Source organism: Bradyrhizobium sp. CCBAU 53421, from assembly GCF_015291625.1.
Classification (GTDB): Bacteria; Pseudomonadota; Alphaproteobacteria; order Rhizobiales; family Xanthobacteraceae; genus Bradyrhizobium.
The window spans coordinates 5,993,151-6,016,859 of sequence record NZ_CP030047.1 but is presented as its reverse complement, the minus strand read 5'-3'; the positions used below and the strand labels follow the sequence as shown (position 1 = coordinate 6,016,859).

The 23,709-nt window shown below is 60.0% G+C and carries 12 protein-coding genes; 9 read left to right on the top strand and 3 right to left on the bottom strand.

The genetic code is table 11. From position 1 onward, the window contains the following. Positions 1-716 precede the first annotated feature (716 nt). Together XH92_RS28665 and XH92_RS28660 are read left to right on the top strand one after the other, a co-directional pair. Positions 717-2,120 carry an autotransporter strand-loop-strand O-heptosyltransferase gene (locus XH92_RS28665; RefSeq protein WP_246787696.1) on the top strand — a complete coding sequence of 468 codons (1,404 nt, stop codon included), beginning with the start codon at positions 717-719 and terminating at the stop codon, positions 2,118-2,120. Positions 2,121-2,200: 80 nt separating this feature from the next. Then, complete coding sequence (locus XH92_RS28660; RefSeq protein WP_194455109.1) at positions 2,201-8,188, top strand: hypothetical protein; 5,988 nt, start codon at positions 2,201-2,203, stop codon at positions 8,186-8,188. Between the two features lie 594 nt (positions 8,189-8,782). On the opposite strand, the gene XH92_RS28655 is transcribed toward XH92_RS28660, so the two are convergent. Next, positions 8,783-8,971: a hypothetical protein gene (locus XH92_RS28655; RefSeq protein WP_194455108.1), complete on the bottom strand. Its 189-nt coding sequence runs from the start codon at positions 8,969-8,971 to the stop codon at positions 8,783-8,785. A gap of 563 nt (positions 8,972-9,534) precedes the next feature. Here XH92_RS28655 and XH92_RS28650 point away from each other — a divergent pair. Together XH92_RS28650 and XH92_RS28645 are read left to right on the top strand one after the other, a co-directional pair. Beyond that, positions 9,535-9,837 (top strand): hypothetical protein, encoded by a 303-nt coding sequence (locus tag XH92_RS28650; RefSeq protein WP_194455107.1) that lies wholly within the window; start codon positions 9,535-9,537, stop codon positions 9,835-9,837. A 232-nt stretch (positions 9,838-10,069) separates the two neighbouring features. Further along, complete coding sequence (locus XH92_RS28645) at positions 10,070-12,658, top strand: hypothetical protein (protein ID WP_194455106.1); 2,589 nt, start codon at positions 10,070-10,072, stop codon at positions 12,656-12,658. A gap of 65 nt (positions 12,659-12,723) precedes the next feature. Here XH92_RS28645 and XH92_RS28640 read toward each other — a convergent pair whose 3' ends face one another. Next, entirely contained in the window at positions 12,724-14,106 is a 1,383-nt protein-coding gene (locus tag XH92_RS28640) for a polysaccharide biosynthesis/export family protein (RefSeq protein ID WP_194455105.1), read from the bottom strand. A gap of 701 nt (positions 14,107-14,807) precedes the next feature. Between XH92_RS28640 and XH92_RS28635 the strand changes: the two genes are divergently transcribed. From XH92_RS28635 to XH92_RS28615, 5 genes are all read left to right on the top strand, one after another. Then, positions 14,808-15,884, top strand: coding sequence for a Wzz/FepE/Etk N-terminal domain-containing protein (locus XH92_RS28635; RefSeq protein WP_194455104.1), 1,077 nt, complete (start codon positions 14,808-14,810; stop codon positions 15,882-15,884). A gap of 391 nt (positions 15,885-16,275) precedes the next feature. Next, the gene (locus tag XH92_RS28630; RefSeq protein WP_194455103.1) at positions 16,276-17,679 is read left to right on the top strand and encodes an O-antigen ligase family protein; all 1,404 of its coding nucleotides are present in this window, start codon (positions 16,276-16,278) and stop codon (positions 17,677-17,679) included. Between the two features lie 350 nt (positions 17,680-18,029). Continuing rightward, entirely contained in the window at positions 18,030-18,794 is a 765-nt protein-coding gene (locus tag XH92_RS28625) for an FkbM family methyltransferase (protein WP_194455102.1), read from the top strand. 243 nt (positions 18,795-19,037) lie between these two features. Further along, the gene (locus XH92_RS28620; protein WP_194455101.1) at positions 19,038-20,312 is read left to right on the top strand and encodes a glycosyltransferase family 4 protein; all 1,275 of its coding nucleotides are present in this window, start codon (positions 19,038-19,040) and stop codon (positions 20,310-20,312) included. A gap of 279 nt (positions 20,313-20,591) precedes the next feature. Further along, positions 20,592-22,046, top strand: a complete 1,455-nt coding sequence (locus XH92_RS28615; RefSeq protein ID WP_194455100.1) for a lipopolysaccharide biosynthesis protein — start codon at positions 20,592-20,594, stop codon at positions 22,044-22,046. A 67-nt stretch (positions 22,047-22,113) separates the two neighbouring features. On the opposite strand, the gene XH92_RS28610 is transcribed toward XH92_RS28615, so the two are convergent. Continuing rightward, on the bottom strand, positions 22,114-23,406 hold the full coding sequence (locus tag XH92_RS28610; protein ID WP_194455099.1) for a serine hydrolase: 1,293 nt from the start codon (positions 23,404-23,406) through the stop codon (positions 22,114-22,116). Positions 23,407-23,709: the final 303 nt, after the last annotated feature.

Genomic DNA, 23,709 nt, shown 5'->3' with positions numbered 1-23,709 from the left:
TAATTACCAAACGCGCTGTAAAGGCATGATTGCTAAGTCGTACTGCGTAATGCCCGCCGCCTCGCAACGCGGAGCTTCCGTTAAGCCTGAACCCTGACATTTGCGGTCCCCAGTGCGTCACTTATGCCGCTGGTTAAAGGGCAAGCAAGGTTCAAAGCCTACTGGCAATGAGCACAGGCAAGTCCGTGCGTTGTGACGTGGCCTGATTGCCGCTCTATCACCATGCGAATGGGCATACGGTCTTGCGCAATCTTCTCACCGTTCATTGCGCATACCGCTGCGCCAGTCAGCCCATCTCTTCGAGGTCACGGTACCGTTCGCGAAACTTGGCCCACCGGCTAGCACCATGACGCCTGCCACACTGACGCTTCGCCATACGCCAATCGCCGACTGTGTCCGCGACGACAACCTCCAGAGGACCATCTGATGGAATGAACGAACCTCATGGGCGAACTCTACGACATGAAGGCCGCTTTTCGACGTGCCCGCTTCTTCGCGTGAATGATCGGGATCTTGTGTGCATCTAAATCGGAGCGGAAATCGCGTATTAGCCTCAACCTGCCAGCCCGCGATGGTGATCGCCGCGTTCGTTGTCACGGGCAGAGCAGACTTCGCCCGAGGCAAGCTGGAGCGGCGCTGGGATTGCAGCTAATGGTTGTATGTCGTTTGTTCCTACGATTCCGGAGCAGCCCCGAGGAGGTACTCGCCAAGGTTTAGTGACGAGGTTATCAATCTCGCTTACCTTTTTGTTCACTTTTTTGAGCAGTTTCTCTTTATTTTCAGGGCAGGGGTTTTTCGTGAATGCGATTACCGTTGCGCCGGCGATCGCGCTGAAACGCCCGTCGGTCCATTTGCCGGAACAACCCAACGTCATCGTTGACCGTTCGACCGGCGCCGCGCCGGCCAAGTCGGAGGCTGTTTCGTCGAATGCCGACGCCCCGAAGTCCGCCTATCCTGCGGCCGCCAAACTGCCCACTCAGGTCGGTCCAAAGGGACTGCGATTCGACTTCAATGATGGCGCGCGAATTGTTTGCCCTCATGGCGAGCAGCCCTGGAAGGTGAGAATTCGGGATCTCGACACAGGCAACGTGTTGTTCGAAACGGAATTCGCCGGCGGCTATGTCAACAGCTCAAAGCGCTACTACATCCGTTTCGGAATAGAAGTCTCCCAGCAGGGCGAATCCCTCTTTGATCATGAATACTCGGCCAAAGATCGCGCCGTCCTGATCCAGTTTCCGGTCGGGACGCTCGGCGATACGATGGGATGGTTTCCCTATGCGGTGAAGTTCAAGGACAGGCATGGCTGCAAGCTGAGCTGCGCCATGGGCGCGCCGCTGATCGAACTGTTCCGCGACGCGTATCCGGACATCGAGTTCATCACCCACGAAGAGGTCAAGCCGGAGCGATATTACGCGACCTACAGCGTCGGACTGTTTTTCGACGACAAGGATTGCGTCTATCAGCCCACCGATTTTCGCCATGTCGGGCTACATCGGACCGCGGGTTACATTCTGGGCGTCGATCCGACCGAGCAGCCACCGCGCATCGCCATCAAGGATGATACGAGGCCGATTGCCGAGCCCTATGTCTGCATCGCGGTCCAGAGCACCACGCAAAGCAAATACTGGAACAACCCGCATGGCTGGCGCGAGATCGTCAATTTCCTGAAGGCGGCCGGCTACCGGGTGGTGTGCATCGACCAGAAGGCCACTCACGGCACTCAGTTGATCTGGAACCATATTCCGAACGGTGCCGAGGATGAGACCGGCGACAAGCCGCTGGCCGAGCGATTTCGCTACCTGAAGCATGCTGACTTTTTCATTGGTCTGTCGAGCGGCCTGTCGTGGCTTGCATGGGCGTCGGGGACGCCGGTCGTCATGATCAGCGGGTTCACCCATCCGACCAACGAATTCGAAACGCCCTACCGCATTGTCAATTTTCACGCGTGCAACAGTTGCTGGAACGATCCGCGGGTGCGTTTCGACCACAAGGATTTTCTGTGGTGCCCGCGGCATGCCAATTCACCCCGGCAGTTCGAATGCACGCGGCTGATTACGGCCGATCACGTCAAGCAGATTATTCAGCGCATACCGGGATTTCCGGTCGGCGGCAAAATGTAGCGCGTAAAGGACGTCGATGCCGACAGGCGTCGACGCCCGAAACGGGCAAATGAATTTCATTCTGGCCTGGAGGCAGAGCCATGCAGACGATTTCCAGCGGCGTGACCGTTACTGTTTCTTCTGGCACTGAATCCGGCGATACCGTCCTGAATGGCGGCACGCTGATCGTTGAGTCCAGCGGCAGCGCCACTGGAACGACTGTGTCCGGCGGCTTGGAGGTGATTTCGAGCGGTGGTATCGATAGCGGCGCCACGCTTCTGTCCGGCGGCAGCCTGAATATCTCCAGCGGCGGCCTCAGCGTCTCGGCCACGGTGTCTGCAGGCGGCACGCTCAACGTTTCCTCGGGCGGTGCGGCGTCGTTCCTTGCCGTGTCGTCGGGCGGCACGCTGAACGTTGCCGGAACGGTGACAAGCCACGTTGAAGTCTTTTCGAGCGGCCTTGTTGTGATTTCTTCCGGCGGCATCGAAACGGGCGCTCCCGGCAGCGACGAGACGATTGTGTCGGGCGGCACGGTCAGTGTGACCTCGGGCGGCCAGCTCTCCTACTTCACGGTCAGGAGTGGCGGCCTTGTCACGGCCGACTATGGCGCGACCATCCACGACTTCGGCGTCAGCAGTGGCGGTATCCTCAATCTCGCAGGTTCTCAGACCAGCAACTCGGAGGTCTTCGCCGGTGGCACCGAGAATGTTTTTTCGGGAGGCAGTGCGCAGAACTTCGATGTGTCGGGGGGCACGCTGAACGTGCTTTCCAGCGGCAATGCGCAGGACTTTACGGTGTCGGGAGGCTCGCTCAATGTCCTCTCCGGAGGCCTGTCGGAGTTCTTCACCTTGTCGTCCGGAGCCTCGGCCAGCGTCGCATCCGGCGCCACCGTTCACGACTTTACTGTATCGAACGGAGCAACGCTGAACCTGCTGGGTACGGCGACGAACTTCGTGTTCGTTGCGGGCGGCGCCACATTGAACGTCTCTTCCGGCGGTGCCATCAGCGGATCGTTGGATCCATCCGCCCTCCCAACGGTCACCGTCGTCGGCACGGTGAATGCATCCGCGGGCGCCTCCGTCAGCTACGTTGCCGTCAACAGCAACGGCGCCCTGAACTTGCAGGCCGGCGCGTCCGCGCATGACATCAATGTGAATAGCGGTGGCCAATTCAATCTCGCGGGAAGCACAACCAGTAACATCAACATCCACGGCGGTGGCCTGGAAACCGTTTCGTCCGGAGGTGCTGCGAACGGCGCCAATGTCTTCGGCGGCGGTGAGCTCGACGTCCTTTCCGGCGGATCGGCAAACGCCACGATGGTCAATGGCGGTCTGCTGAAGCTGTTCTCAGGCGGGTCCCTCAGTGGCGTTTCGGTCAATTTCGGCGCCGTAGAACTGGTCAGCGGAGCGTCCGTTTCACAGCTTTCCAACACCACTTTTGGTAGCGGTACCGACCTTGAGGTGGGGCCTGGCGCTGTCGTGAGCGGCTATTTGGTGGGTAGTGGCCCGATCCTCGAGGTTCTGTCGGGCGGCTCAACCTCCGCCATCACCGTCAGCGCGAATGGAATAGAGAACGTGCTTGCGGGCGGCACGGCCCTGGGCACCATCGTTGGCAGTGGCGGCTTCATGCAAGTCGGCATTCCGTCGTTCCAGGGATCGGGCGGTTTGGCGGGCGGAACCGCGAGCAATACGACCGTGGCGGGCGGGCAGCTCGATGTGAACTCCGGTGGCCTCGTGGTGTCCACCACGATTGCCAACAACGGCGGCGCGCAAGTCATCTCGGGCGGTGCAGTATCCGGAACGACGATCTCCAACTCCGGCGGCATGACCGTGCTGAGCGGCGGCACGGCGGCCGACACGACGGTGCTGAGCGGCGGCTACTTCCAGCTCGGATCGTTCAACGGTAGTTCCGTTTCAGCCGGTGGCAGCGCGACGGGCACGATCCTGTCTGGCGGCTTCGAGGCCGTCTTCAGTGGTGGCGTCGATTCCGGCGCCACGATTCTGTCGGGTGGCAATCAGACGGTTTCCTCTGGTGGCGCCACCATTGGCGCCACGATTTCAAGTGGCGGCGTGTTGAATGTGTCGACCGGCGGTTCGGCTGCGGCGCAAGTTTCAAGCGGAGGTGTTGAGAATGTTTCGTCTGGCGGTCTGACGTTCAACACCGCGGTCTTCAGCGGCGGCGCCTTGAATGTTTCCGCCGGCGCGACGGCGCACGACGTCACCCTGTCGGGTGGCGCGCTCAATCTTGCCGGCACCATCACCAGCAACGTCTTCATCTCGAGCGGCGGCATAGAAAACGTGCTGGTGGGAGGATTGGTCTCGGCAACCTCCAACGGCGTGGGGACGACGGTTTCGGCGGGCGGCATCCTCAACGTGGCGGGGACCACGTCCAATACGGTCGCGGTGTTGAGCGGCGGCGTCGAGAACGTCTCGTCCGGTGGCGTCATCCAGGGCACCATCAGCGGCACGACCGGTACGGGAACATTCGTCGCAGCCGGTGCGACGCTCAACATTCTGTCCGGAGGTTCTGCCAGCATGCTCAACGTGTCCGGCACGCTTAACGTGCAGGGCAAGATCACCAGCAATGTCATCATTCAGAGCGGCGGCCACGAAATCGTCTCTGCAGGTGGCTCGGTCACCGGCGTGACCGGTTCGGGGACCGCAATTTCCGGGCTGGTCGACGTTCTCTCCGGAGCGTCCTTCGAATATGCGACCGTCTTCGCTGGCGGCGACCTGAATGTCTCGTCCGGCGCGACGGTAGACCATATCTCCGTCTCGAGCGGCGGCGTCTTCAACGTCGGCGGCACGGTTCTGAGCAACGTCGGGGTCTTTGCCGGCGGCATCGAGAACGTGTTCTCCGGAGGCGTGGTCACCGGTGTGACCGGCTCCGGAACCGGGATTTCGGGCGGCACGGTCAACGTGTCGTCGGGAGGCGCAATCGACCACACGACCGTCATCAGCGGTGGCGTGCTGAACATCGCGTCTGGAGCTGCGGCACACGACATCGCGGTGTCGAGCGGTGGTGCGCTCAAGGTTGCCGGCGCGGTGACCAGCAACGTCGCGGTCTTTGCCGGAGGAAATGAGATCGTTTCCTCTGGCGGCTCCACGGGGCCGGTCACAATTTCCGGCGGCGTGGTCGAACTGCAGGCCGGCAGCGTCGTGAGCGGCGGCGTCACCTTCAGCGGTTCCGGCGGTCAGCTGAAGATCGACGGCACGTCTTTGGCCGGCACGACCATCAGCAGTCTGGTGCTGGGCGACAGCATCGATCTGGCAGGCCTCAATTTCGTATCGGGTGGGTCGGCGACCTTGCAGGCCGGCAACATCCTGCACGTCACGGAGGGGGCATCCTCCTTCGATCTGCGGCTTGATGCGACACCCGGCGTGCGGTTCAGCGTCAGCGCGGATTCCGGTACCGGAACGTTGGTCACGACCCGTGCCGATATCGCGCCGGTCACGTCAGCGTCCAACATCCATGCAGGCGCCGGCGAGACCTCCGTGCTGGCCTCCAGTCTCTTCACCGCGTCTGACGCCGATGGCGATCTGATCACCCAATACGCGTTTTGGGACACCCAAGGTCACGGACACTGGGTCGTCAACGGCGTCGTCCAGGCCACCAACGCCGAGATCGATGTTGCGGCGGCGAACCTGTCGCAGGTGAGCTACGTCTTCGGTCCAAGCGGATCGACTGATACCCTTCTCGTTCGAGCCAATGACGGCACGGTTTGGGGCGACTGGACTCAATTTACCGCCAAGGCATTTGGCGACACCGCGCCAACCGTGAACGCAGTTAACGTGACTGCGGCGCACGGCCAGACGTCGATTGCTGCATCGAGCCTGTTCACGGTGAGCGATCCGGACGGCGACACGATGACCCAGTACGCGTTCTGGGACACCCAAGGCAACGGACACTTTGTGGTCAACGGCGTCGTGCAGCCCACCAACGCCGAGATCGATGTTGCGGCGGCGAACCTGTCGCAGGTGAGCTACGTGTTCGGCCCCGGCGGTTCGACGCCAGATACGCTCTGGGTGAAGGCCAATGACGGTATCTTGTGGAGCGCCTGGAAGAGCTTCACGGCAACACCGGGCCCCGACACGGCCCCGGTCGTGACGGCATCGAACGTGGCCGCGGTTCATGGGCAGACGTCGGCGCTCGCGTCGAGCTTGTTCTCGGTCACCGATGCCGAGCACGACACGATCACCCAGTATGCGTTCTGGGACACCGGCGGCAACGGACACTTTGTGGTCAACGGCGTCGTGCAGCCCACCAACGCCGAGATCGATGTTGCGGCGGCGAACCTGTCGCAGGTGAGCTACGTGTTCGGCCCCGGCGGTTCGACACCCGATACGCTGTGGGTGAAGGCCAATGACGGCAGCATGTGGAGCGCCTGGAAGAGCTTCACGGCAACACCGGGCCCCGACACGGCCCCGGTCGTGACGGCATCGAACGTGGCCGCGGTTCATGGGCAGACGTCGGCGCTCGCGTCGAGCTTGTTCTCGGTCACCGATGCCGAGCACGACACGATCACCCAGTATGCGTTCTGGGACACCGGCGGCAGCGGCCACTTTGTGGTCAACGGCGTCGTGCAGCCCACCAACGCCGAGATCGATGTTGCGGCGGCAAACCTGTCGCAAGTCAGCTACGTGTTCGGCCCCGGCGGTTCGACACCGGATACGCTCTGGGTGAAGGCCAATGACGGCAGCATGTGGAGCTCCTGGACGAGCTTCACGGCAACACCGGGCCCCGACACGGCCCCGGTCGTGACGGCATCGAACGTGGCTGCGGTTCATGGGCAGACGTCGGCGCTCGCCTCGAGCTTGTTTTCGGTTACCGATGCCGAGCACGACACGATCACCCAGTATGCGTTCTGGGATACGCAAGGTAACGGACACTTTGTGGTCAACGGTGTCGTGCAGCCCACCAACGCCGAGATCGATGTTGCGGCGGCGAACCTGTCGCAGGTGAGCTACGTGTTCGGCCCCGGCGGTTCGACACCGGATACGCTCTGGGTGAAGGCCAATGACGGCAGCATGTGGAGCGTCTGGAAGAGCTTCACGGCAACACCGGGCCCCGACACGGCCCCGGTCGTTACCGCATCGAACGTGGCCGGAATTCACGACCATTCGGTGGCGGCGTCGACCTTGTTTTCGACCACGGATGCCGAGCACGACACGATCACCCAGTACGCGTTCTGGGACACCGGCGGCAACGGCCACTTCGTGGTCAATGGCGTCGCCCAGGCGGCCAATGTCGAGATCGACGTCTCGGCGGCGAACCTCTCGCAGGTGAGTTACGTGTTCGGCCCCGGCGGTTCGACACCGGATACGCTCTGGGTGAAAGCCAACGACGGCAGCATGTGGAGCGCCTGGAAGAGCTTTACGGCCACTGCAACCAACCAGGCGCCGACGGTCTCGGTCTCCAACGTCGTGACGGTCTCGGGGCAGACCTTTGCTGCTGCGAACCTCGTCACCGCGACGGACGCCGACGGCGATGCCATCACGAAGTATGCGCTGTGGGATTCCAACACCAACGGGCATTGGAGCGTCAACGGAGCTACGCAGGCCGCGAATACCGAGATCGACATCACTGCGGCGCAACTTTCCCAGACGACCTATCAGGCCGGCTCGGGTACGGATCAGCTCTGGATGCGGGCCAATGACGGCATTGCGTGGGGAGCCTGGCAGCCCTTCAACGTGACGGGCGAGAGCTCCACTAATGCCACCATCGCATCGGGCGGCACCCTGGAATTAACCGGGGCTTCGAGCGCCGCCGTGACGTTCCAGGGTTCGACGGGGACGCTGAAGCTCGACAATTCCGCGAGCTTTGCCGGCACCGTCGCCGGCATGACCGGTTCGGACGCGATCGATTTCGCGAATATCAATTTCGCGAACGTTCAGACTCCGAGCTTCAGCGGAAACGCATCGCGCGGAACGCTCACGGTGACGGACGGCACCGTCACGGCGAGTATTGCGCTGCTCGGCAACTACATGGCCTCGACATTCGCGACGTCGAGCGATGGCCATGGCGGTACTCTGGTTGTCGATCCGCCCGCGACGCAGGTCAGCCAGCTGGCGCAGCCGCAGCATGTGTGAGTGATGCTGCCAACAGGCAGGCCCGCCTTGGTGCCGACACTCAGGTGTCGCTGGGGCGCCTAGAGCATGATTCGGAAGAGTGTGAAGCTGATTTCCGAAAAGATCATGCTCAAACAAGGAGCTAAAGCGCAATGACGATTCAACCCAATCTCATCGCGCTTTAGCAGGCCTTCGGTGGATGTTATCTTGTTGTGATTTTCAGGTTGCCGTTAACGACTGAACTCGCAGTTCCGGAGCTTGCTTGCCACCACTTGTGCGTCAGGTTGGCAGCATGCCGCGACCCTAGCCGCGCCTGCCCCGAACTATCGGAAGCGCTCTAGGACGCCGTGATCGTCCTTCTTGGGCTCGTTCCAATCGCTACCGCAGCCGTCGCGTTGCTTTCGTGAACCTAGCCCGCACATGCCAAATAGAGCGGTAGATGGCCCCGGCAACCGTTCACTTCGCGTCTCCCCGCCGATCAGTTGATCGCAACTCATGATCGTTGGTACCGCGCATCGTGCCGGCGTTACCAACGCTGCGTGGGACACTCGGTTTGTTCATGACCCAAAACCAAACCGAACTTCGAGCGATGGCCTGGCGCAGCAAGCAAGCTCGTCACAGCGCTTTTGACGCGTCGAGTACGATGGCATCAGCCATCAGCCTTTGGATCGCCAGCTGCTCTTCAGTGAGGCGCCTTTCGACGAACTGCCGCTCGTGTTCGGTCAGGGTGCCTTTGAGCAATCGCCGATAGCGCTGGACGTTGTTCCCGTAGGCCTTCAGGCACATCAACTGCTCGTCGGTCATCTTGATCTCCATTCCGGACCGGAAATAGGCGACTACGTTCAATAAGGATCGCGGAAAGCCGAGGATAGTTTCGCAGCAGTCTCGCAGCACTCAACACAGCGAACATTTCGGTCGTGGTCTTAGGCGACCGATGATGTGTGCCGGTGGCGGGCCGCTCCGACTTGACGCCGAAAGTCATGATGTGGCCGGCCGCGACCGCCACCAGTCCGCTGCGGCACGCCGCGACGAAAGCCGCCGTATCTCGCACCTCAAGTCCTCTCGCGTTCATGTTCACGCGCAAATCGAGCGAAAGCAGTTGCGACGCCGACGACTGCGAGGAGACTAGCACGAAGAATCCGTGCGGCCGCGCGGATTCTGACAGGCGTATCAGATGCATTCCGTCCCAGCCATCAGGCGGCGCTGTGCTGTGCGAAGTGATGCTCCGGCAGCTGCGGCGTCAGGTCGCGGTGTGCACGGAGCATACTCCGGAAGGAGTAGATCGGCTCCTCCATGAGGGAAATGGCGCGCGTACGCGAACTGCACGAAACTACGACGAAATTTCGGATCGGCGAGGGCGGAGCCCGTTGGGTAAAGTGATCGCAGTAGATGCGCGGATTGCAGAGGGTGGGCTACATCCGTTGCTTGTGCTGGCCGCGCTCGTGCTCACCAACACTCCGCTATTTTGCGCGGAGGTCGCGTCCATTCGCCTCGCAGCCGAAATCGCGCGTATCACGGACGATGGCGACAAGCTGCACGCTTGGGCGGTCGTGACGTTGGGCTCGACTGAGAAGCTGAACTCACCGCTCCGCTTGCGCGGTATCGAGGCCACCCACCCGTTGCCACCGTCACGATGGCATCGCGCAATTGTATCGGTGGAACCGGAATGACGATTTCAATCCGTTGTCGTGGCGAACGGGGCGATTGATTGTTGGAGGATACCGTATGCCCGGTCGCGGCGGCGGATATCTGCTGTTCTATCGCACTAACGACGGTCGACCGCAGGAGGTCGAAGCAGCCGAAAAGCGTGACCTCGACGTGGACTGCAGGCTCTGCCTCGAGGTAGGGCACTTGAGTGCCGCACTTCGGCAGGTCGTGTTGCCATACGAAAGGTGATTGCGGATGGATCGCACGGTTATCCTCGGCAGCGAAGTAAGCCCTACCTGCGACATCGCGAGCGCGCGGCCGCAGCGCCTGCTCAGTGCTGCACAGCCCGTGCTCTTCTGGACGACGACCGTCGCCATGCTCGCAACCGTGTCGGTGCCCGAAACAATATGGGCGTCGCCCGATGCGATGCGTCTCGCGGCGGATGCGCGGCAAACAATGGCCCTTCGCAGTATCAGCTTGGCTGCTGCGGCGGAGGACGGCAATTCCAAAGTTGCGCCGCGGGACGAAGGCGGTGCCAAGCGGTCGATGCTGATAGTACAGGCAGCGGGCAACCAGAGTGTGCCCTCCTCGGACCAGAAGCCCAATTGGGGCGAAAGCCTGTCCTGCGAGCTCTCCACTGCAAGGCTTGACATTGGCCTGTTGCAGCGCATCGAGCACGAGCGCGAGCGGGCGGAGATGTTGGAACAGAGTCTTGCCGCGGCTCGACGTGACGTCGAAGTTCAGACTGCGCTGGCCACGAAGGCTGTCGAAGATGCAGCTCGGGTGAAGCAGGCCGTGCAGGGTGCCGCGGAGCTGCAGGGCGCGCTGGAACAAGCCCGTGAGAATGCAGGAAAGCTGGAACAAGATCTCGTGGCGGCACGACGCGAGGTCGAGATCCAGACTGCGCTGGCGGTACAAGCAGGCGAAGAAGTTGCACGGCTGAAGCCGACGCGGAAGAGCGGCGCGGCCGAGACCAGGCAACCGCCCGCAAAGGACGGAACGCCGGCCGGCGGCCTTTCTTTGGCGCGGAGTGCAATCCGGGCCTACGAAGCTCAGACCTACGCGACTGGAGGAGAACTGCTCGAACTCGGCCAAGTCATGGCGAGCGATACCGGATCGCTTCGCTATTCCGAGCGGTTCGCCCGTCTCGAGCAAGATCTCGCAGTCGCGCGAGGGCAGGTCGAGACGCAGACAAAAATGGCGACGGATGCAGCCGAGGAGGCATCCCGCCTCAGGCAGTCGGGGGAGAGAGACGCAGCCGACTTGCAGAGAGAGCGCGCGCAATCGGCGCGGCTGGAGGCAGATCTTGCGGCGGCGCGGGGTGACCTGGAGACTCAGACAGCGCTGGCGGGCAAGGCCGGAGAGGAGGCTTCCCGTCAAAAGCTTTCGGTGCAGGCCTTGGCAACTGATCTGACGCAATCGCGCGCGAAGGCCGACGCGCTTGCGCAGGAGCTCTCCCAGGCACGCAGCTCGATCTACGCTCGTGAGGCGCAAGTCCTCAAGGCCGGAGAAGAAGTCGCGGAGCTTAGGCGGGCGGCTGAACGCAGCGCGGATTCAGCTCAGAAGGCCTCACCCGTTGAACTTGGACAATTGACCCGGCTCCAGCAGGATCTTGCGGCGGCTCGCAGTGATGTCGAGGCCCAGGCTGCACTGGCGGCGAAAGCAAGTGATGAGGCAGCCCGACTGAAACGGGAGAGGGAGAACGACGCGGCAGAGTCGCAGAGCTCGTTGCAGGCGGCGCGTCAGCGGGCTGACAGGCTGGAGCAGGATCTGGTGGCGGCGCGGCGTGATGCCGAGAGCAAGACTGCGCTGGTGACGAAAGCAGGCGACGAAAGTACGCGGCTGCAAGTCGTGGTCAAGAGCGCCGCCGCAGACCTGCAAAAGGAGCGTGAGCGTTCCGCGCGGCTGGAGCAGGATCTGGCGGCAGCGCGACGTGAAGTCGAGAGTAGGACCGCGCTGGTGACGCAGGCAGGCGAGCAAACGTCCCGACTGCAAGCAGCGGGCAAGAGCGCCGCTGCGGACCTGCAAAAGGAACGCGAGCGGTCCGCGCAGCTTGAGCAGGACCTGACGGCGGCGCGGCGCGAGGTCGAGTCCAAGACTGCTCTGGCAGCCAAAGCGGCCGAGGATTTGTCCCGATTGACATCGGCGGGGAAGAGCGGCGCGGCGGAGCTCCAAAAGGAGCGTGAGCGGTCCGCACGCCTGGAACGGGATTTGGCGACGGCACGCCGCGATAGTGAGGTGCAGACGGAGAGGGCCGTAAAGGCAAACGAGGAAGTCTTGCTGCAGACGAAGGCAACAAAAGCCGATGCTGCCGAGTTGAAGCAATTGCGTGCCGAAAGCGCTGGTGTGAAGGCGCAGAACGTCTTCCTGTCGCGGAGCGCGATCCAAGCCTATGAGGCCCAGGGTCGCAAAGAGCTCGGCGCTGCGTCAGACGTCTTGACGACCGGTTCGCCTGGCCCAGGCAAGTCCGGCTCCATTGGATCCGGCTCCATTGGAGTGGCTGCCAATCCGATCGCCGAGCCGACACCCGTGGCACCTGCTCGCATCGTTATTCAGCCCGCTTCCGAGCAGTTTGCGGATGCTGCAGGTTTGGTGGCGCGTGCGAGTTCCTTGCTTCGGCAGGGCGATGTAGGTGCAGCGCGGCTTGTGCTTGAGCGCGCCGTCGAGATGGGCAGTGGCCAGGCGAGCTTTGCGCTGGCAGAAACCTACGATCCGTTGGTTCTCGCGAAATGGGGAACTTACGGCACGCGCAGCGATGCGAGCAAAGCAAAAGCCCTGTATGCCAAGGCCGATGCAGCAGGAATCAAGGAGGCGAAAGCTCGGCTGGACGCGCTGCATCGCTAATATTTGCGCACCCAAGCGATCCCAAGCCCATCAGTTCGCAACCGTGATCGATCGGACCGACCTCATCATCTGATACCGACCGAGGGCGGCTCAGCTTCCGTCACCGCAGTTCGGCCCGCCGCCGGTGACGGGTCCAAACCGCTCAGCTTTCGGGAAGGTACGTCCGGAAGATCTTGATATCGCAAGGATATCTCGACCGTGTCGCCTGGTTGCAACTCAGTGTCCTCGCTCGCGGCAATCTGCTCCGGCCCGTTTTTGCCCTTCCTGAAGATGGTAATATCAGGCTTGCTGCCCGCTCCTCGCACAAGCTGCGATCGAACCATCGCGGTGTACTGAATCTTCTCACTCACGGCCTGCAGCCTCTCGCGAACCTGGTTGAGCCTCAAGCTCGTGTCCTGCAGCTCACGCAGCAGGTCAAGCCGCCGTTGATCATCGAGCTTCGTCAGCCTTCTGACGAGGTCATCCTGCTGCTTCTTGACCTGCAGCAGCTGCGCAGAGGTCTGCAGCTTCCTGGTCGACGACAGTAAAACCGCTCGACGCGCATCCGTGACGCGCGGGCTGGTCAGGGTACCTCGGGCGAACATATCCTGCGCCTTTTGCAGCTCTTCCTGGTCCGACTGAAATCCCTCTTCCTCGCGCTTTTGCTGCTCGGACAGCACGCGCACTTCATCGTCTGCCTGCCGAACACCGCGCTGGATGAAGTCCTTTTCCTGCTGATAGTCGCTCTGCTTCGTCTTCAAATACTCTGTTTCAGCATTGAAGATTTCTGAAATCGCCGATCGCGCTATCGGTGCCTCCTTTGCGCCGTTTGGAACGATCTGGGCTGCCTCTCCGAGTTCCGTCTTGATGCGCCACAAGCGGGCCTGCTCTTTGGCGAATTCTGTCCAAAGCGATCCGTACTCGGCTCTCATGTCGGCCAGATCGAGATACGGATTGTTCATTCTGACATGCATGATGTCATAGCCGCTCGCCAGCGCTATGAGTTGACGTGCGGTGATCGACGGAAGGTAAGGATACTGGCCCGGCTTCGAGACGTCGCCGTTGATGTATACTGGCCTGTAGTCCGCCACGGTTGTAGTGATTTCATCCGCATCGATCACGATGACGCTTTCACGCCCTTCCGGACTTCTCTGTCGAAACACCTTGTTGGCTAGTGCAGCGCCGACCTTGGTTCGGATCTGCGGTAAGCTCAGGCCTGCAACTTGAAGCACTCCGACGAGCGGCAACGATATGTTCCCGTCCGTCTGGACGGCTGCGCGGGATCGCAGCTCCGGCACGCCCGCGGCCGCAACCTCCAGCACATCTCCGACATTCACGAGATACTCGGCTTTAGCCTGTGCGACTGAAATCGTTAGGCAGAGGGCGGCCAGGCCCCATTTGATGTAACCGCCGAGGTCGTTGCCCAGGATCCTGAGCCTGAAACGCTTGCGCGATGTGAAGTTCGGCATGACGGCAACTTTCTCTGCGACGTGGTCACCTGGATGAAACCCGCGCAATCTGTCGGCGTACCGACACGTCAGCATCGCTGACGCTCGGGTAGCGATCGAGACGGAAGATCGGCAAAACCGAGGTTCGTTCCCACATCTGTCGGGGGCGGGACGTACCGCCCACATTTTCGATTGATCGGCCTCGTTGATCGTCAATTCGAAGTTGCATCAGACCCATCGGGATGTGCGAACGAGCGGATCGCCGCTCGAATTTAGTCCGGTAGTGCCGGGGCTCAATGGACCATCGTAATTACCCATTTATTGCCTTTCCCAACCTGGGACCCGGAATGTACTGATTCAGCAGGAAATGAGCGATTGGGCCGCAGAATGCCATGAACGATTTCACCAGTTTGCTGGCCTCCGCCAACCGTCCGGCGCGTCCGGTCCATGACCGCTGCCAAGTTCGTCGCCGGCGCGACTTCGGCTCATTTCGGGGTTCGCGTCCATCACAGGTTGATGCGGCGATCACTCGCCAGTTTCGGCCAGCTACCTTCGTCTCAAGAGGTGCATGAATGCCCATTGATGTGACCCAGCCGGCCACCCTTCCGCCATCCTTGCTTCCTTCAGTGGGTCCCTTTGGCGCTCTTTGACCCGGCTACTGCAACGGAGCACCAATCATCAGCGCTGGTATGAAAATGTCACAGAATACAACGGATAGTTGGATGAACCGGGACGATCCGCCGCCGCCGGAATTTCGTCCTACGTCGGTCATTTCCGTGCGAGCGGTGGTTGACTTCGTACGGCGACGCCTGTTGACCATATCCTTGGTGTGTTTCGCCGCGCTTTGCGTAGCCGTGCTCTACCTCATCATGGCGGTACCCACGTTTACTTCCAAGGCGCAACTTATCGTAGATTCGAAAGCGACCCCCAGCGACGTTGCAGCAGTCGCAACGATCGTTGAAAGTCAGATCGGAATCATCAGGTCCGAGAGCATCGCCAGTGCCGTGATCGAGAAACTCGGCCTTGCGGAGGATCCGGAGTTTGCGGGCGGGCAGGGTAGTAGCGCGCTGTCCGTATCGCGTCTGCTCGGCTGGACCAGGCCGGAAAGCCAAGGTAGCGCCATGCGCTACGCCGTGGAATCCTTCGGACAGAGGCTTACCGCCAAGCGTGTCGGCCCGACTTACCTTATCGAGCTCACCTTCAGTTCCAAGAACCCCGATCGCGCAGCGCAGATTCTGAACGCCGTCGCAGAGAAGTATATTACGCATCAAATGGACCAAGGGGGGTCGTTGCAAGATGAGACATGGGTCCGGGATCGACTGAATGGCTTGAGCACTCAGGCGGCAGCTTCGCAGAAGGCACTCGAGGACTTCAGTAGAAACAACAAAGATGCGCCGGATTCCGCTGCTAATATGGATAAGTTGGCGGCCGCTGCAGAATCGGCCAAGAGCGCCTATGATAATTTTCGTCACATGCTGCGCAGGCTTGAGGCTACGCGACAGCAGTCCTCGCCGGTGTTTGCTGCGAGTTTGATTACTCAAGCGTTGCCTCCGCTGAGGGCCGCTTCGCCAAAGCCCAAGAATGTACTTGGAATAGCGCTCCTTGGCGGGCTGCTTCTTGGCCTCGCCTTCGCCGTGCTGCAGGATCTGATGGACGGCCACATTCAGTTCGGTGCGTGGGACCTGTTGCGCGGACACGATGATAGAGCCGAGTGGCCTGCCTCCGACACAGTTCGACCGGATCATCAATCTGAAACATCGGCAAAGTCCAGGCCAGTGCGCCTTACGGGTTCGGGGTGAGAGCGGAGCAGCCATATTCGGCAACGCTTGGGATCCCTTGGGATCCGTTGTGTCGGACGGCGGGCGGGCAGGCGCCATCGGATGATCAGTATCGAGCAGGATGGCGCGTTGGCCCGGCGAGCACGGCGCGGAGACCGCGGCGTAGACCGTATCCCAGGCGCAATTTTTGGTGCGACGGTGGCCCGCGCCATCTGGCTGGATGCTGGAATTCGCGTTCGGAAGATGTCGCGCTTCTGGCCGGCGATGAAGACAGGGTGCGGCGCGTTGTGGCCATGTCGATAGAATTGTTCAGTCTCGCACCAAGTGAGCTTCGGTGGCTTGGGAGCCGCTGCGCACCGAGAAGCCGTGCGCTCGAGGCCGGTTGCGCTGGAAGGCAAGGAGCCGACTGGTCATGACCGTTGCGTTGAGATATGGCGGCGGAACTCCCTATCATAACGCGCATACGTATTCGCTCGGTCAAAAGGCAAAATGGCTCTTTCTGGCCGTCGTTTTCATATTGCCATTTCAACGAGTGCCATTTGTCAATACGAACCTGCTCGGCATACAGGGCTGCAAGCCCTTCAACCTGCTGTCAGCGGGAGTCCTGGTCTATTTGTTATTCCGAGTTTCGCTCTTATCAGCGACCGACAAGATCGAACGAACGTCCATCCGCATCCTGTTGCTGTATTTCGTAACCTTCACCATCGCTTTCGCCAGGTCGATCCCAAATGCCCCTCTGCTTCATGAACGCCTCCCGGATGTATTTCCAGAGTCCTATCTGGATTACATCATGTCATACGGCATGGTTCCGGCGTTCTACATACTGCCGTTTCTGTTCATTCTGAAGCGATGTCGCTCATTTTCGGAGATTGAGACAGTCGTCAACGCAATCTGCGTTTCGATCCTACTCCTGTCGGCCAGCTTCATCTTCGTCGCCCTCATGAATCCATCGGCTGCCCTTTCAGGGCGGGCCGCCGTTAACGGTTTGTGTGAAGCCTACTTCGGCATCCACTACAACACGATGGGAACGATATACATCTGCACCGCGCCTTTGTTGCTTTACAAAGCACTTACGCGTAGCTCACTCTGGATCGTGCCCGTCGCTCTGTCGCTTTTGGGACTTCTTCTACTCTCATCGCGCAGCGCGCTTTTAACCGTTGCGGGCTCCTATGTTTTGCTTCTGATCTACAAGCGGAAATTTGCTGTGCTGGGCGCCGGCGCGGCGATGGTGGCCATCGCATCCGTTCTCTGGATCGCGCCAACGATGGACGCCATCCTTTCCATTGGTTTCGATGGGACTTCGGAAGTGTCGGCTGATGAATTGCTTACCGGCCGCGTAGATTTCATTTGGGTCCCGCTGCTCAATGAATGGACGAGTGATCTCGGCCTGTTTCTATTCGGCGCGGGTCGGTCCGGAATCATAACCAGCGAGGCGTGGTACTCGGGAGCGCTTATCCAAGCTACTCATGCACACAACGCAATCATCGATTTCTTTCTCGACTGTGGAGCGATCGCGACCGGCATTCTTCTCGTTCTTATGTGCGTCGGGATATCAACCGCCTGGCGTGTCGGCCGACGGTTGCATAGCGACCTGTATTGGGCCTTGTTTGCGTGCATCGTCGGCTATGGAATAAGTATGTTTACGGAGCGAGAGGTATTTCCATCGTTCGAGAACATGTACCTGTTCCTTCTCATCGCGATGATGGTCAACCTGGCGCGCCTGTCTTCGCGTGCGCCAAACGTCAGCATGAGCCGCGCACCGCCTGATGCGGGTGACACGGGCGCCGCGAGCGCAGCGGCAAGCCAGTGGAGGTAACTCCAGTTCTCCGTCTCTGAACAACGTGACCTTCTTGCAACGGAGCAATCGAGCCCGCTTAATGGCGACATTTCGCTTCGCATCGTTCCAATTGTGGTACATTCCGGCATGACGCTGTTCGGGCAGGAGATATTGGCTCACAACAGCCCGATCGAAATCTGGGGCCAGCGTGGCAATGCCGATGAACTCATGCAGAGCCGCTTCTTCGCACACTCCAGATTCACGCCAATTGCGATCCGCTGTGTGACGGCCGGATACCCAGTGCAGTCGACACATACGATCCAGCGGTACGGAATATGCCGCAAGCCAGCCGGCGCGATTTGCCGCTGTGCTCCGCAGGGACCGTTCCAATGATAGGCCCGCTCAAGCGTCTGACGCAGCGCCTGCTCATCGGCGTTCTCGGATTTGACAACTATCTCTTCTTCGTCGCTCAAGCGCGTATCGCCACGATAAGGACGTTCCGCTATGAAGCCGACTTTCTGTACTTTCTTAACATGGTGCCGAACGACGGTGTGATCCTCGACATCGGTGCTAATATCGGGGTGACGGCCTATTTCCTGGCGGCCAGGAAGCCCGGCTCCCGAGTCCATGCGTTCGAGCCGGGGCCCGAGAACTTCCGGAGCCTCACGCGTGTGGTCGCCCAGCACACGCTTGCAAACGTGACGGTTCACGAGTGCGGGCTGGGGCGCCAGGCCGCGGCGCTTCCGATGATCATGCCCGTGATAGGCGGCATCAAGCGACACGCGCTGTGCCAGGTCGACGACGGGCACTGCGAATACAAGGAGGGTATCCGCTTCCAAATCAGGATAGAGACGCTCGACGACGTTCCGGAGCTGAAGACGCGCACTGACGTGCACGCGATCAAGATCGATGTCGAGGAGTTCGAGGCCGAGGTGCTCAAAGGAGGTATGGAATTGATACGCCGCTGCCGGCCGCTCATCTTCTGCGAGATATGGAAGCCGGAGAACCGCAACGAGATTCGTGCAATGTTCGAACGCGAGCGCTACCGCATGTACGGCTATGAGCATGGCGTGCTCAAGCCCGCCGGATCCGGCCTCAAGAACTTCACAGGAAACTTCTTCATTATTCCGGATGAATGTCCGCTGCCCCAATAGAGGGCGCACCGGTGTCACGAATCCCGTCGCGCGACACAGCGCGGGCGGGAGGAGACGCCAGGCACTAGTCGTAGCTCTTCGGAGCCAAAGTACTACTCACGAAGAGCGACGCAGCGACACGCAGCGCTCCAATGGGAACGCCAACTCCCGTTGCGCCGGAGAGCCAAATGAGTTCAAATCGACTTGGGAAGCTCGGCTCCACTGGATAGATGAAGGGACCGAGGCCAAGGATTTAGTCGCATCATGCTGTGCCTGATGCCGCGCTCTACCGCAGCCGAAAATAAACGAATTGTCGTGACGCGTATCCTGGTTGTAACACACAAGCCGCTCGCAAGCCTGACCAACGGGCATGACCTCCGCGTGTGGCACCTGTGCCGCGAATTGGCGAAGCGGCATGAACTGTACCTTTTGACGGTAAATCTCGGTTCGACAGACGAGCCGGGCACCAACTTGGTTGGTTTGTCCGATGTCTTCAAAAAGATTGTGGAAACGCCGAAATTTCCGACTCACAGGCCCTCACTGAAGAGGCATTTCCGTCGAAATGATTCAGACTACTTCTCGCTCTCTTATCCGGATCACTTTTTAACCGTTACCAAAGCGATAGCCGGCTTCTGCGAGGAGAACAGTATCGATCGCATGATCGTCTTCTGCCTCGTGCTTGCAGAATTCGTCCGACCGTTTTCGAGCGATAAAAAAATACTCTTTGATCTCATCGACAGTGAAGTTTTAACGCTGACCAGACAAATGCAGTTCCTTCCGCCGTGGCCCGCGCACCTGAGATCGCGTCTCGACACGCGCCTGATGCTGGCGCGCCGCGCAAGGGCGGAGGCGTGTTTGCCCGTCTGGTTCAACCACGTGACGACCGTCAATGATGCCGATTCTGATACTGTTTGCAGGCTGTCTGGTAGAACTGCGAACGTTAGCACGATACCGAACGGAGTTTCACCCGACCTGGCGGACACATTCGACGCAAATGCGCATGTCGCAAAGCGGAGGGGAGTGGCATTCTGGGGTAACCTTGCCTTCAACCCGAACAGCGATGCGGTTCGGTTCTTTTACCAGTATGTTTATCGACCGTACTTGGCTCCGTCCGGAATTGAGTGGTGCGTGGTGGGCAAGGATGCGGAAAGCTGGCTTCTGGACGAAGCAAAGCGAGACGACGGCATTCGCCTCACCGGATTCGTCGAGGATATCTGCTCGGTGCTCGCCGAGTATCCGATTATGATAAATCCGATGCGAATTGGCAGTGGATTGAAGAACAAGGTACTTGAAGCGTTTGCCATGGGGCTGGCCGTGGTTTCAACGGGAGTAGGCATCGAAGCGCTTGGCATGGCGCGAGAGGGTATCGATTACCTGCGGGCCGACGAGCCCGAGAAGATCGCGGCAGCGATCAAGTTGCTCATCGAAGACGACGGCCTTCGGTGTTCCATGATCCAGAGTGCTCGAAAAGTCGTCCTGGAGCACTACACCTGGAAAAAGGTCGCTTGTGACATGGATGCACTGTTGGCTTCGGTGTGAGTACCGCGTGAGGTGTGGTCGTGATTGCCCTTCGGTTCAACGACCGTGGTCCGATAGGATGATGCATCGAGTTGGTCATGCGAGATTGACGAGGAGTGGCTCGAGAAAGGTGAGGCGAGAGTGATCCGATTTCCGTCAAATCGTTGTGCGCTTCGGGCGATCATCGTGCTGTCCTGTGCTTCTGGCAGTCACCCAGTGAGTTCTGATCGTCATCCTGGAGGGGGCGCAGACTGCGATTCGCGCTTTTGGTCGTCGACGCCGTCGCGAGGACGTTGATCCATGGCATCCATATTGCGTCAAGGAATTCTACTCTCGGCTGCACAATACACCGAGCAGGTCATCATGTTACTGACGCCGGTCGTTCTGGTGCGAACGATCGGTCCCACGGCGTTTGGTGAATACCGGCTGTTCTGGCTGCTCGTAACGACGGTGGCCCTATTGTTTTCCTTCAACATGCCCCGGAGCCTGCTTTTCTTCTTTGTCCGGCTGGATGCGGAGGGACGGCGGATTTACGTCGGTCAGACGGTGCTGTTCCTGCTCGCCACAACGACGTTTGCGCTGCTTCTCATCGTTGCCTTTCGTCATGTCCTTCCAGCTGGTATGAAAGATCTGCTGCGCGACCACGGATTGTTGCTGGCGATCTTCCTGTTCGTCTGGAATTTGGGCTTATTGCTGGACGTTGTACCTAACGCCGTCGGGCAAATCCGGTGGCAAGCGCAAGCTATCTTGGCTTCATCCGTGCTGAGAGCTGCGCTCATAATTTCCGCAGCGGTCGTTTTTCATCGATTTGAAGAGGTGCTCATCGCAGCTCTGATTGCGGCCGGCGTGCGCTTGGTACTCCTTGCCGTCTTCATTGCGCGCAATTGCGGCATTCGACTGTTCCCGATTGAGAAAGAGCAGTTCCGCGCACAGCTTCGCTACGCCCTTCCGTTCGGTGTGGCCGGCTTGCTGTGGAGTGTACGGAAGCAGGCGGAGCTTTGGATTGTCGCGACGATGTTCTCGTCGGGAATGTTCGGCATTTTTTCGATTGCAACCATGCTCCTCATGCCGTTCGAGGTCTTGAGAGGCGGGCTGGGCAATTTGCTCTTGCCGAGGATGAGTCATTTCCACTCATTGGGTCGCCACGACGAGCTGTTGCGGCTGAACAACCAGGGCAATGTGATCATTAGTGCGGTCATGTTCCCTGCCATCGCGGCACTGTTCGTCTTTGCGGAAGAAGTCATTCAGTTTCTGTTTACGAAGGAGTACGTGAGCGGCGCTCCGGTGTTGCGCATTTATCTGATTCAGACATTGATCTCGACGGAGATTACCACTCTGCTCAATGTGTTTGGACAGGGTTCGGCCAACATGCGCTATGAAGCTGCGATCCTTCCGTTTGCCGTGCTAACGAGCCTGGCTGGCGTCTGGTACTACGGCTTGCCAGGGGCGGCGATCGGGTCGGTACTCACAACCTTCGTTGTGTATGTCTTGTTTCTGAGAAGGCTTTCAAAGGTCATGAGCATTCCGATCGCAAGGTTGCAGGATTGGAAGAACCTTGGACTAATTCTGGTCGCGTCGGTGTTGGCGGCAATCCTGGTGCGGCTTTCGTTTGATCTGCTGCAAGCGCCGGTTCCAGTTGCTGCGCTGGGTGGTCCGGTTGCGGTTCTGGTCTGTTATGTGGCGATGTTGTTTGTGAGCGGGTACTATCGAACACTGGCCGAGGTCCGAAGAGAATGGGGAGTGCTCGGGGCGTGATGGAAGGTGATCCGCATTGTGTGGGTTTGCCTGGGTATCAGCGCGAGGGCGCGACGGCCAACGAAATTCAGTGACGAGCCACGGCAGGGGGGCCACTCGTCAGTGTGGCCTTCGGCTGGCCATCCGGCCAATCGAATTCGACTGCGATACCGCGCATGATTTCGTTGGCTAGTTCCCCGCCTTGATCTCCGTTCGTCATGATGACGGCGCCATCTCCATTTTCAAACATCGTCATCAAGCTGACGAAGCCATCGTTGACGCCGGCATGTAGAATTCGTCGATGCGGGGCGACGCCCAGTACAATCGGACCAAGCCCGTAGTTGCCAAGGCCGGGCGTGAGCATTTGGATAGCCGTAGCCTGGGACAGCACGGAAGCGTCTCGCCCGGTCCAGGCGCGCACCACGCCTAGCGCAAAATGTGCGACGTCAGTCGGTGTCGTCCATAATCCTGCGGCTGCCAACTCGGGATAGATATGCGGACCGCCCGGTACCGGTTCCCCGGTCGCTCGGTAGGGTGTTGCAGCCATTGGAGTGTCATTTTTCGGCAGCGGCTGCAGGAAACTGCTGTGGGTCATCCCGAACGGCTTGAGGACAAGGTCTTCAAGCAATGTTGGAAACGGTGTGCCGGTCACGTCGATGAGAAGCTGCTGCACAACCGTATAGGCGCCGCTGGAATACTCGAACCGTGTGCCGGGCTCGTGATCGACAATGACAGGCGCGGTATTTGCTGAACCGCATAGCGCAGACCTATCGTGCGCTGACCGCTGTAACCGGGTTAGGCCGCGACATAAAAGCGAGGCGCCATTGAGAACGTCGCCGAGTGACGGAATGGGTGCGCCTGCAGGATATCCCGGAAAATATGGAACGGTTATACCAGCCGAATGATTCAGCAGTCTTCGAAGTGTCACCTTCGATTGATCGGTGAACGAGTTTGCAGGGAGCTTCCAGCTCTTAAGGGATAGATTTACGTCGCCATCGAGATCGAGCTTTGCGGCCTGGACCAAGGCGAGCGCCGCTACAGCAGTAACCGGTTTGCTGATCGACGCTGCCTGGAATAATGTTTCAGGCGTTACAGGCGGACCACCGATGCTAGCGTACCCGAACCCCCGGGCTTCGACTATGCCGCCATGAACCACCGCGATGCTGACGCCAGGAACGCGCAGTTCGTTCATCCGATCAGCAAGTTTCATCGGAGGAGCGGCCGCGGTGTCAGCCCGCAGTCCATTCACGATACGTTGCAGGCGCTGTTCGAAGTCGCCGTAGCTGCCTGCGCGCGCGTCGTCCTGCGCAAGCGGAGCCTGGAGCGTTATGATGCTTCCCAGTATGACGAGCAACGCGATACGGCCGACGTTGAGAATCATCGACAGGGAACTCCGCAGGCGGCCAGTGGATCGGACCATGCGAGCATTTCTAGCAAGAAGGCGGCACTTCCGGTAGGGAAGCCATCAACCGTGGAAGCCGCGGCCTCTGCCGGTGCAATCCGCCACCGCACGCGTCTGCAATCTTGAGCGAGACAAACCCCTTCCAGACGGCTGCAGGGCTCTCCCGGTCGGCGCACATTCCAAGCCGGCCAGCCCGCTTTTGCTGCGATCGAGAATGGGTAATCCGAAAGGGTCGAGCCGCGTATCGGTCCAAAAGCTTATGATCACGAGGGAAACGAGGCG